General features: G+C 30.3%; 8 protein-coding genes. 4 read left to right on the top strand and 4 right to left on the bottom strand.

The features are described from left to right. The first annotated feature begins 95 nt into the window (after window positions 1-95). Together QM495_RS12215 and QM495_RS12210 are read left to right on the top strand one after the other, a co-directional pair. A complete protein-coding gene (locus QM495_RS12215; protein ID WP_408672394.1) occupies window positions 96-1,028 on the top strand; it encodes an SPOR domain-containing protein in 933 nt (310 codons plus the stop codon). A 67-nt stretch (window positions 1,029-1,095) separates the two neighbouring features. After that, complete coding sequence (locus QM495_RS12210; RefSeq protein WP_408672393.1) at window positions 1,096-1,605, top strand: acyl-CoA thioesterase; 510 nt, start codon at window positions 1,096-1,098, stop codon at window positions 1,603-1,605. Between the two features lies 1 nt (window position 1,606). Here QM495_RS12210 and QM495_RS12205 read toward each other — a convergent pair whose 3' ends face one another. The 3 genes from QM495_RS12205 to QM495_RS12195 are packed head-to-tail and all read right to left on the bottom strand — an operon-like array spanning window position 1,607 to window position 4,569. Continuing rightward, the gene (locus QM495_RS12205) at window positions 1,607-2,839 is read right to left on the bottom strand and encodes a murein hydrolase activator EnvC family protein (RefSeq protein ID WP_408672392.1); all 1,233 of its coding nucleotides are present in this window, start codon (window positions 2,837-2,839) and stop codon (window positions 1,607-1,609) included. After that, window positions 2,839-3,615 carry a DUF4292 domain-containing protein gene (locus QM495_RS12200; RefSeq protein ID WP_408672391.1) on the bottom strand — a complete coding sequence of 259 codons (777 nt, stop codon included), beginning with the start codon at window positions 3,613-3,615 and terminating at the stop codon, window positions 2,839-2,841. The genes QM495_RS12205 and QM495_RS12200 overlap by 1 nt, the downstream gene beginning before the upstream one ends. Further along, a complete protein-coding gene (locus QM495_RS12195; protein ID WP_408672390.1) occupies window positions 3,616-4,569 on the bottom strand; it encodes a tetratricopeptide repeat protein in 954 nt (317 codons plus the stop codon). A gap of 308 nt (window positions 4,570-4,877) precedes the next feature. On the opposite strand from QM495_RS12195, the gene QM495_RS12190 reads away from it, so the two are divergent. Next, window positions 4,878-10,025 carry a GEVED domain-containing protein gene (locus QM495_RS12190; protein ID WP_408672389.1) on the top strand — a complete coding sequence of 1,716 codons (5,148 nt, stop codon included), beginning with the start codon at window positions 4,878-4,880 and terminating at the stop codon, window positions 10,023-10,025. 78 nt (window positions 10,026-10,103) lie between these two features. Continuing rightward, window positions 10,104-11,963: an ABC-F family ATP-binding cassette domain-containing protein gene (locus QM495_RS12185; RefSeq protein WP_408672388.1), complete on the top strand. Its 1,860-nt coding sequence runs from the start codon at window positions 10,104-10,106 to the stop codon at window positions 11,961-11,963. Here QM495_RS12185 and QM495_RS12180 read toward each other — a convergent pair. Then, window positions 11,960-12,639, bottom strand: a 680-nt coding sequence (locus QM495_RS12180) for a 3'-5' exonuclease (RefSeq protein ID WP_408672387.1), incomplete at its 5' end; no start/stop codon positions are given. The two genes, QM495_RS12185 and QM495_RS12180, sit on opposite strands and share 4 nt — an antisense overlap.

Here is a 12,639-nt window from a genome sequence, read left to right as displayed (position 1 = left end):
TTTTTAACAATTTGATTGTCAATATATAAAATTATTGTTAATAAAAATTACGAGAACGCTTAATTTTAAGAGCAGTTTTTTCTATATTTGTTTTAATGACACTAGCAAACTACATAAGTAATTTATTATACCGATATGAATGTGTGATTGTACCTGATTTTGGAGGTTTTGTAACCAATAAAATTTCGGCAAAAGTTAACCACTTTACACATACTTTTTACGCACCTTCAAAACAGTTAACTTTCAATTCTCATTTGCAAAATAACGACGGTTTATTAGCAAACTATGTAGCAACTTCCCAAAAAATTTCATACCAAAAAGCCATTGAATTTATTCATGAAGAAGTGTCTAAATGGAATCGTTCTTTAATAACTGAAGAATTAGAATTAGAAAATATTGGTTCAATTCATTTAAATAATGAGCAAAAACTAATTTTTGAACCAACTAATACTATGAACTACTTAACTTCTTCTTTTGGATTAAGTTCGTATGTTTCACCTGCTGTAAAACGTATTGCTTATAAAGAAAAAGTAACTCAATTAGAAACAGTTGCTCCTATTTTTCCTTTAGAAGAAAACAATCGAAAAGCACCTGCTTTTATTAAATATGCAGCAGCAGCAGCAATTATTTTTGCTTTAGGAACAGTTGGTTGGAAAGAATATCAAAAAATAGAATACAACAATTTAGTTGCTAAAGCCGAACAGCAACAACAAAAAGTTGAAAAAACAATTCAAGAAGCTACTTTTGTAATTAGTAACCCATTACCTACAATTACTTTAAACGTAGCTAAAGAAACACATAATTATCACATCATTGCTGGTGCTTTTAGAGAACCAGAAAATGCAGAGAAAAAACTACAACAATTACTTCAAAAAGGTTTTAATGCTAAAATTTTAGGTGTTAATAAATGGAATTTAACCCAGGTTGCTTACCAAAGTTTTAACTCAAGAAACGAAGCAATTAACACCTTAAATAGTATTAAAAAAACCGACTCGCAAGATGCTTGGTTGTTAGTGAAAGAATACTAAAATCAATATTTTTTTAGGACTTTATTTTTAATAAAATAGCTATATCTTTGCGCTAAATTTACTTGGTATGACAAAAACACCTAAAGAATCTTTAACCATATTAACAGATATGGTTTTACCCGGAGAAACCAATCCATTAGGTAATTTATTTGGTGGTGAATTATTGGCAAGAATGGATAGGGCTTGTAGTATTGCTGCACGTCGGCATTCTCGAAGAATTGTAGTTACTGCATCTGTAAATCACGTAGCTTTTAATAAAGCAGTTCCTGTTGGTAGCGTTATAACTATTGAAGCGAAAGTAACACGTGCCTTTAAATCTTCCATGGAGATTTATGTAGATGTTTGGAGTGAAGACAGAGAGTCTCAAGAACGTAGTAAAGTAAATGAAGGTATTTATACATTTGTTGCCGTGGATAATACCGGAACTCCTATAGAAATTCCAAAAATTAAACCTGAAACTGATTTAGAAAAAGAACGTTATGAAGGTGCTTTGAGAAGAAAACAGTTAAGTTTAATCCTTTCAGGAAAATTGAACCCTAAAGATGCTACAGAATTAAAAGCATTATTTCTAAATTAAATTACATTTTATAAATCCAATTTGTTGGATTTTCAGTTTTTGTATTTTTAGACAACACAAATCCTAATATTGTTTTATTGGTAATTTTATCCGTAAAAATTGTACCTAAAATCTGTTTTGTAATTACTTTATCACCTCTATTTACTTGAACACCTTCCAAATTTTTATATACAGTAATGTAATCACCATGTTGTATTAAAACAGCTTTTTTATTACCTGACAATACCTGAATTGCTAATACAGTCCCCTCAAAAACAGCACGTGCTTTACTACCTTTATTAGTTGTAATTCTAACACCGTTACTTTGAATAGTAGCCGTTTTAACAATTGGATGCGGTTGTTTACCATAATAAGTAGAAACATATCCTTTTTCTACTGGCCAAGGTAATTTCCCTTTATTTGATGTGAATTTTGAAGCCAGTTCTTTTGCTTCCGCAGTTAATGTAAAAGTTACCTCTTTTTTAGAAGTAGCTGCTTTTCTGTTTGCTTTTCTGTTTGAAGCCACAATAGCATCTCTAATTACTCTATCAATTAAAGCATCTATTCGCGTTTCTTCCTTTTGAAATTTCCGAATCTGTTTTTTGTATTTACTTTCCTTTTTCTTTACCTTAGAAAGTAAATTTTCTTGATCCTTTTTTTCTTTTTCAACAATTAACTGCGCTGCTCTTTTTCTAGATAACAAGGATTGTTTTAGCTTTTTCTTTAACCGTAAAGTATCTGTTAGAATTTGTAATTTTTTAGTTTTCTTAATAACTTCTTCTCCTTGTTTTTTTCTGAAAGAAGTATATTGTTTCATATATTGAAACCGCTTGTATCCTTGATAAAAATTTTCTGAAGAAAGCAAAAACATGATTCTACTATTTTGAGATTTACTTTTATACGATTGAAAAATCATATTGGCATACTCTTTTTTTAGCGCTTCTAAATCTCGTTTATTCTGGTTTATTTCAAGCTGATTTAAATAAATTTCGTTACCTAATTCATTCGTTTCGTTCGTTATTGCTGAAATTACATTCTCGCGTGAATCAATTTTATCCTTTAAGTCTTTTAAATCGTTTAATAAATTCTTCTCTTTTCTTTTGGTATTAGAAAGTAATGCATTGATATAAATTTGATCTTTTTGATTTTGAATTCGTCTCGCCTCCAAAACTTGACGTTTGGTTTTTTGAGCCGAAACGTTGGCACTAATTATTAGTGCTAATAATATGAGAAAATACTTAAATTTAAACTGCATTATTTTAAACTAATTTCTTTATAACCTTTTGGTATTGAAAACGGAAATGTTAATTTTTTATTAAATTCAACCGAACGATATTCAATATTTATGGTGGTTAAATTTTTGTTATCTATTGCTCTAATATTAATATTTTTAGGGAATTGTTCTCCTCTAATATCGTTATATTTTGGATAGGAAACCGATAATAATTGTTGTTTTTTAAGATATCGAATTTCTTGTTTGTCTAACTTAAAATTATCTGGGTTCATAAAAAATAATATACCAAATAACTCATTATTTTTTTTTGGTGATAATTGATATGAATTTTCACTAATAATTGAATTATACCTACCTTTTTTTAAATTTAAAACTGCTTGACCTAACAATATATTTTGAACCTTTTCATAATCTAATTCAATTCCTAACCATTTACTTAATAATGAAAAATCTCCGTCAAAATACGTTCTTTTTAATTTTTCATAATACAATACTCTATTTGGGGTGATTTTAATTTTTGCGAGTGGAATTCCAAGCTTTGTAGCACTCATCCAAATAGTTTTATCTTTTTCTAAACGCAATTTTATACTTACAGATGCAGACATTCTTTTACCTCTATATTTTGCGTTTAACTTTGCATATACCGTTTGCTGATGAAAATTATTATTGTAATGATTATTAATTATTTTTTTTGTAGAAATAGTTGCTATACGACTAGTATCAGTAATATTTTTATTGGTTTTACACGAAGTAACCACCAGTAGAATTAGTATTAATATTTTTGAAAAATGTTTCATTTAATTTCCTCTTCTTAAGTTTTCAGCTTTCTGTTTATATTTTAAAGCTTCATTATATTTTTCTAAACCCTTATAACTTTTAGAAAGCTGTTCGTAAAAATTAGCTTCCATTTCAATATTATCAATTACAAAATCAATGCCAAGAGTTAAAACGTCTATCGCTTCAGTATATTTTCCTAATTTATTTAATGCCAATCCATTCATTTTATACAAAAAAGGTTGAGCCGGAAATAATTCTAATCCGTTTTTGCTATCCATATATAATACTTCAAAAAGTGTAGCCTTTTCTTCTTTATTTAAAATTTCTTGTAGTGTTTTATACTCTTTACTTACTTTATATTTTTCTTTTAATACTTGAATAGTTTCATTTTTAATAGTTGTAAGAATTTTTATTTTTTTAACAAGTACTTTCCTGCTTTCAAGGTATTTTTTAAACCCTTTAATTCTTTTGGTTAATAAGGCGTTTTTTTCAATTTCAATAATTAATTGTGCTGCTTTTTTATACTCTTTGTTTTGAATGTATAATAACGCCAGCTTATCTGAATATTTTGGATTTATTTTAACTATTTTCTGCTGAATTTTAATTGCTTCTTTAAATTTTTGCTGCTCTTTTAAAATCTTAACTTTATGTACCAATAAATAATTGTTATTTGGTTCTTTTGCTAATGCTTTATTAATAAATAGTTCAGCTTCAAAATAGTTTTTTTGCAATAAAAAATTTTTAGAAAACTCAAATTCTACACCTAAATTTATTGAATCTATTTCGTAACATTTTTCTAAATTTTCAATAGCTTTACTATAATTATTTATTGCTTTTTGCTTTAAAGCTTCAAAAAAATATTCTTGAAATTTTAGCTTACTTTCTTCCTTAGTATTTATAGTTTGAGCATGTGAAAAAGTTGAAATTATTATAATTCCAATTAAAACTAAAGTATGCCATTTTCCACTTTTCATTCAAATGTGCAATATACAATTTATAAACCTTAAAAAAATCAAAGTTGGAAAGGTTTAGAATTCAAAAAAAGTGTTTTTTGAATAATTTAAACTCTTTTTTTTAACGAAATATTTGGTAATACTACTTTCTTAACATTAATTTTTTTGATCTAACAAAACTTGGTTTTAGGGTTTTTCCATACAAAAGTATGTGTTTTCCATATAATAAACATGAACGCTCTATAAAGATTAATATCTTTAGTAAAATGAAGTAATATTTATTACATTGTGATTTTAATAAAAATTACTAACTCAAAAATCAATATTATATGATTAAAAAACTACTCGTTTTAACATGTATTCTTTCATTTTCATTTAGCTTTTCTCAAAGCGTTAACCCTTGGAAAAAATCATCAACAACTAATAAATCAAATCTTTTAAAAAATCGATCTCAAATATCGAATGATTTTCAAGTTTTTAACTTAGATATCTCTATTCTAAAAAATGCCTTAACTAACTCTCCAAAAAGAGGAAGTTACGCTCAAAAATCTTCAACTGTTATTAAATTTCCAAATGCAAATGGAACTTTTGACCGTTTTAGCGTTTTTGAAGCCTCAATTATGCATCCCGATTTACAAGCTAAATATCTAAATATTAGATCTTATGCGGGAAAAGGAATCGATGATCCAACTGCAACAATTCGATTTAGCGTTTCTCAATTAGGATTAAAAACTATGACTATTTCAGCAGGTAAAAATGCTGTTTTTATTGAACCTTATACCAAAGATTTAAAACAATACATGATTTATAGTAAGCAATCAAATGCATCATTAAATTCATTTGAATGTTTAGTAAAAGATGATATTTCTTCGAAAATTCAAGCAAAAAGCACCACAGTTGCTCGTCCTAACGCAGATGACAGTACACTACGAATTTTTAGATTAGCTTTATCTGCATCTGGGGATTATACTCAATATTTTGGAGGAACAAAAGCAAATGCTTTAGCTGCGATGAATGCAACTATGACTAGAGTAAATGGTGTTTTTGAAATTGATTTTGGAGTTACTATGCAATTAATTGCAAATGAAGATGCAATAATTTATACGAATGCAAATACTGACCCATATACTACAAGTTTAAATAGTCAATTACAATCTACGCTATCAAGTGTTATTGGTGAAACTAATTATGATATAGGACATTTAGTACATAAAGGAACTAACAATGGTAATGCGGGTTGTATTGGTTGTGTTTGCGTAGATAACCAAAAAGGAAGTGGTTATACCTCACATTCAAACCCTCAAGGCGATAATTTTGATATAGATTATGTAGCTCACGAAATGGGACATCAATTTGGAGCAAACCATACTTGGACTTTTAATGGAAATGAAGGAGCAAATGCACAGATGGAACCAGGAAGTGGATCCACAATTATGGGTTATGCCGGTATTACCGGAGCTACAGATGTACAAGCTCATAGTGATGATTATTTTCATGCAATGTCCATCCAACAAGTCACTAATTATGTGAAAACAACTAGTTGTCAAACAAATACAGCAACAGGTAATAGTGTACCAACAGCATTGGCTGGTGCAGATTTTACCATTCCAAAAAGTACTCCATTTGAATTAACTGGAGATGGAACAGATGCTGATGGCGATATATTATCCTTTTGCTGGGAAGAAATGGATGAAAATAATGCCGCAACAACTTATCCTAGTACAACAGCAACTACAGGTATTGCATTTAGATCCTTTTTACCGAGTACTTCTAAAACACGTTCTTTTCCACAAATAGCAACTGTTTTAGCAGGAAATACAGCTACTCAATGGGAAGCTGTTCCTTCTGTAGCTAGAACATTAAAATTTAGATTAACCGTAAGAGATAACGTAGCTGGTGGTGGTGCAAATAATAGTGATGATATGGTGGTAACTGTAAATGGTACTGCAGGTCCATTTGTTATTTCTTATCCAAATACATCCGTAACTTGGAATGTAAATCAATTACAAACAGTTACTTGGGATGTTGCTGGAACCAATGGTTCAGCCGTAAATAGCCAAACTGTAAATATTTTATTATCTACAGATGGTGGAAATACATATCCAATTACTCTTGCTAATGCAGTAGCAAACAATGGATCTGCTCAAATTACAGTACCAAATAATATTGGTACTCAAAACAGAATTAAAGTTGAAGCTGCTGATAATATTTTTTATGATGTATCTAATGCCGATTTTACTATTGCAGGTGAAGTTGTTTGTAATGTAACTGTTCCAACTGGATTAACATCTTCCAATATAAGTGCTTCAAGTGCAACTTTAACTTGGAATATCGTTTCAGGTGCTACTTATAATGTACAATATAGAGCAACAGGTACAAGTTCTTGGACAGCCATTAGTACAGGCTCAACAAGTGTAAATTTAACTGGGTTAAATACTTCAACTCAATATGAAGCTCAAGTTCAAAGTGTATGTACTAGTGCAAGCTCTGCTTTTAGTAGTTCGGTTAATTTTTCTACACTAAATCAAGTTTTAACCTATTGTAATTCAAAAGGAAATACAGTAACTGATGAATATATTGGTAGAGTTCAGATAGGAACTATTGACAACACTTCTGGTTCAGGAAATGGATATAGCGATCATACATCTATTTCAACTAATCTAACTATAGGAAACTCTACTACTATTACTATTACACCAACATGGACTGGAACTGTTTATAGTGAAGGTTATAGTGTTTGGATTGATTATAATAAAAATGGAAGTTTTACCGATGCCGGGGAACAAGTTTGGTCTAAAGCCACTTCAAAAACTACACCTGTAAGTGGAACTTTTACAGTACCTACTTCGGCAATTTCTGGAACTACAACCATGAGAGTTTCAATGAAATATAATGGTGTTCCAACAGCTTGTGAAACATTTTCATATGGTGAGGTTGAAGATTATTCAATAGTTTTAATAGGTTCAACTCCTGACACGCAAGTGCCTACTGCTCCAACGCTTACTTCTAGTAATATAACAACTACTACGGTTGATTTGGCTTGGTCTGGTGCAACTGACAATGTTGCGGTAACTGGATATGATATTTATAAAAATGGAACTCTTTTAACTTCAGTTACTAGTATAAGTTATCAGGCAACCGGATTAACCGATAGCACAACCTATAACTTTACGGTTAGAGCTAAAGATGCTGCTGGAAATAGTTCTGTTGATAGCAATACTGCTACAATTATTACTTTAACGCCTCCAGATACACAAGCGCCTACTGCACCAACACTTACATCCAGTAATATAACAACTAATACTGTTGATTTAGCTTGGTCTGGTGCAACTGATAATGTAGCAATAACAGGATATGATGTATTTAAAGATGGAACTCTTTTAACTTCAGTTACTAGTATAAGTTATCAGGCAACCGGATTAACCGATAGTACAACCTATAACTTTACGGTTAGAGCTAAAGATGCTGCTGGAAATAGTTCTGTTGATAGTAACACTGCTACAATTACAACTGTAACACCTCCTGATACACAAGCGCCTACTGCACCAACACTTACATCCAGTAATATAACAACTAGTACCGTTGATTTAGCTTGGTCTGGTGCAACTGATAATGTAGCAATAACAGGATATGATGTATTTAAAGATGGAATTTTCTTAATTTCTACTACTGGTTTGACTTATCAGGTAATAGGTTTAACTTCTGGAACTACATATAACTTTACTGTTAGAGCTAAAGATGCTGCTGGAAATAATTCTGTTAATAGCAATACAACAACAGTCACTACTACATCTATAGATACAACTGTTCCTACTGCACCAACGCTTACATCTAGTACTATAACAACTAGTACCGTTGATTTAGCTTGGTCTGGTGCAACTGATAATGTAGCAGTAACTGGATATGATGTATTCAAAAATGGGGCTCTTTTAGCTTCTGTTACCAGTACAAGTTATCAAGCAACTGGTTTAGCTGCTAGTACAACTTATAACTTTACTGTTAAGGCAAAGGATGCCGCTGGAAATAGTTCTGTTGATAGCAATACTGCTACCATAACAACTACAACACAATCTTTAACTTATTGTAATTCTAAAGGAACAACTATTACTGATGAATATATTGGTAAAGTTCAAATCGGAACCATAAACAATTCTTCTGGAAACGGTAATGGATATAGCGATTTCACTTCTATTTCAACTAATTTGAATAAAGGAGCTAATACTACCATTACCATTACACCAACATGGACTGGAACTGTTTATAGTGAAGGTTATAGTGTTTGGATCGATTACAATCAAAATGGAAACTTTACCGATGCTGGCGAACAAGTTTGGTCTAAAGCAGCTTCTCAAACAACACCTGTAAGCGGTACTTTCACTATTCCAACTACAGCATTAGCTGGAGCTACAAGAATGCGTATTTCCATGAAATACAATGGTATTCCTACTGCTTGTGAAACATTTAGCTATGGTGAAGTTGAAGATTACACTATTGTATTAGCTGATCCTATTCCAGACAACCAAGCTCCTACAGCACCAATATTAACTGCAAATGGAGCTACGGCAACAACTGTTAATTTATCTTGGTCTGGTGCAACTGATAATATTGCAGTAACAGGATATGATGTATTCAAAAATGGATCTCTTTTAACTTCTGTTACCAGCACAAGTTATCAAGTAACTGGTTTAAATGCTGGTACAACTTATAACTTTACTGTTAAGGCAAAAGATGCTGCTGGAAATAGTTCTGTTGATAGTAATACTGCTACCATAACAACTTCAGTACAATCTTTAACTTACTGTTCTTCCAAAGGAAATATTGTTACTGATGAATATATTGGTAAAGTTCAAATTGGAACCATAAACAATTCTTCTGGAAACGGTAATGGATATAGTGATTTTACAGCTATTTCAACTAGTATTAGTGGAACTACATCTATTACAATTACCCCTACTTGGACTGGAACTGTATATAACGAAGGTTATAGTGTTTGGATTGATTATAACCAAGATGGTGATTTTGTTGATGCTGGTGAGCAAGTTTGGTCTAAAGCAGCCTCAAAAACTACACCTGTTAGTGGTACATTTACTATCCCAACTACAGCGTTAGCTGGAGTCACAAGAATGCGTGTTTCTATGAAATACAATGGTATTCCTACTGCTTGTGAAACATTTACCTATGGTGAAGTTGAAGATTACACTGTTATTATAGGAGGTACTGCTCGTAATAATGATATAGCTTATATAACTTCTAATATTATCACTATATACCCAAATCCTGTTAAAGGAAATTATCTAACGGTTAAAATGTCTAACAATACTGATGCAATTTATATTATTGCTAATATATTAGGACAAACTGTTAAATCTGGAAGCTTAAATAACACCATTAATATTGGTGATTTGAAAGCTGGATTGTATATAATTAATATAAATGATGGTATAAAAATAACGACCAAAAAGTTTATTAAAGAATAGTATAAAAAGATTTTTAAATAAAACCCTGAGAACAAATTCTCGGGGTTTTTTATGTAGTTTTGTCAAAATTTACAATGAATGAATTACGTATCAGTTGAAAATATATCAAAATCTTATGGTGAAGTTGAACTTTTTAGTGACATTTCCTTCGGAATAAATGAAGGTCAAAAAATTGCTTTTATAGCTAAAAATGGAACTGGAAAAACTACCATCTTAAATATTATTGCAGGTATTGATAGTTCTGATAGCGGACAAGTAGTTTCTAGAAAGGGTTTGAAAATTGAATATTTAGCACAAAATGATGTGTTAGATGATAACTTAACTGTTGAGGAAACTATTTTTAATTCAGATAATGACACCTTAAAAATAATTTCAGCATACGAAGATGCTTTAAAAAACCCTACCGATGAAAAAGCATATCAGCATGCTTTTGAAAAAATGGAACAAGCAAATGCTTGGGATTTTGAAACTCAATACAAGCAAATTTTATTCAAATTAAAATTAGAAGATTTATCTCAAAAAGTAAGTTCTCTTTCTGGGGGACAAAGAAAAAGATTAGCTCTTGCGGTAATTTTAATTCATAAACCCGATTTATTAATTTTAGATGAACCAACCAATCATTTAGATTTAGAAATGATTGAGTGGCTTGAAAATTACTTTAAAAAAGAAAAAATTACCTTATTTATGGTCACGCACGATCGATATTTTTTAGAACGTGTTTGCAATGAAATTGTTGAATTAGATAATGGCGGTTTTTATACCTACAAAGGTAATTATTCCTACTATTTACAAAAAAAAGAAGAACGTATTGTAGCGGAACAAGCTAGTGTTGATAAAGCTAAAAATTTATTTACCAAAGAGTTAGACTGGATGCGGAGGCAACCAAAAGCTAGAACAACAAAGTCTAAATCTAGAATTGATGACTTTTATAGAATTAAGGAAGAAGCTCATAAAAGAAGAGAGAACCACCTAGTTCAATTAGAAATAAATATGGAGCGAATGGGCTCTAAAATTTTAGAATTGCATCATATCTCAAAATCGTTTGGAGATTTACAAATTTTAAATAAATTTGAGTACATTTTTAAACGCGGTGAGCGTATTGGAATTATTGGTAAAAACGGTACTGGAAAGTCTTCATTTCTAAATATTATTACTCAAAAGTTACCTGTTGATGCTGGTAAAGTTGTTGTAGGTGAAACCATAAAATTTGGATACTATACTCAAGACGGTATTAACCCTAAACCAGGCCAAAAAGTAATTGAAATTATTAAAGAATACGGTGAATATATTCCACTAACAAAAGGGCGAAAAATTTCAGCTGCACAATTATTAGAGCGGTTTTTATTCAGTAGAAAAAGACAATATGATTTTATTGAAAAACTAAGTGGAGGAGAACGAAAACGACTCTATTTATGTACTGTTTTAATCCAAAATCCAAATTTTTTAATTTTAGATGAACCTACAAACGATTTAGATATTATAACCCTAAACGTACTAGAAAATTTCTTATTAGATTTTCCTGGTTGTTTGTTGGTAGTTTCTCATGATCGTTATTTTATGGATAAAATTGTAGATCATTTATTTATTTTTAGAGGGAATGCTGTTATTGAAGATTTCCCAGGAAATTATTCAGACTATAGAATTTACGAAGATTCAAAACCAACAAAAGAAAGTGTAAATACTCCTAAAATAAATACTAGAGAAAATAACACTAAAAAAACCACACTCACTTTTAAAGAAAAAAAAGAATATAGTGCTATTGAAAGTGAAATAGAAGCTTTAAACAATCAAAAAAGTGAAATAGAAGCTAAATTTTTAGATGGAAGTCTTTCTGGTGATGAAATTAACCAATTCTCCATAAAACTTCAAGAAATTAATATTCAAATTCTTCAAAAAGAAGAGCGCTGGTTTGAACTTGAAGCTAAATTAGAAAACTAAACACTTATTATGTTTATGTCTTTTATAAGTGGCTCATTGTTAAAACGCAACAATAGCTGAGCCACAGCAATAGTATCTTTTTCACAATATTTTACAATACGCTCAATGTTTTTTTCTTTATAGAATACAGCAGCCACTTCACTTCCATTAATATCATCTTTTGGAGAAGGAATTCCCAATATTGAAGTTAGTAATTTTAAAGATGTGAAATGTTTATAATCTCCAAATTTCCATAATTCCATGGTATCTAAATGTGGTATTTCCCAAGGTTTTTTACCAAATAAATTTAATTTTTCAGGTAAATCAATTTGATGAATTATCATTCTACGAGCTATGTAAGGAAAATCAAATTCTTTACCATTATGTCCACATAAAAGGTGTTGTGTTTTATTAAAATGACTATTTAATAGGCTTTTAAAATCTTCCAAAATTTGTATCTCCTCTCCATAAAAAGAAGTAACTCTAAATGCTCTTTCGGTTGAATTAAAATTAGTAAAATAACCTACAGAAATACATACAATTTTTCCAAATTCAGCCCAAATTCCCGCTCTATCATAAAACTCCTCAGGTGTAAATTCATCTTTTCGTTGATATTGAGTTTTTAGCGTAAATAATTCTTGTTTAGTTTCAGATAAGTCTGTGAAATTCTCTACTTCTGGAACCGTTTCAATATCTA

The organism is Lutibacter sp., assembly GCF_046055765.1.
In the GTDB taxonomy this organism is placed as follows: Bacteria; Bacteroidota; Bacteroidia; order Flavobacteriales; family Flavobacteriaceae; genus Lutibacter.
The sequence above is the reverse complement of the archived record's forward strand: the minus strand, read 5'-3'. Positions and strand labels throughout refer to the sequence as shown.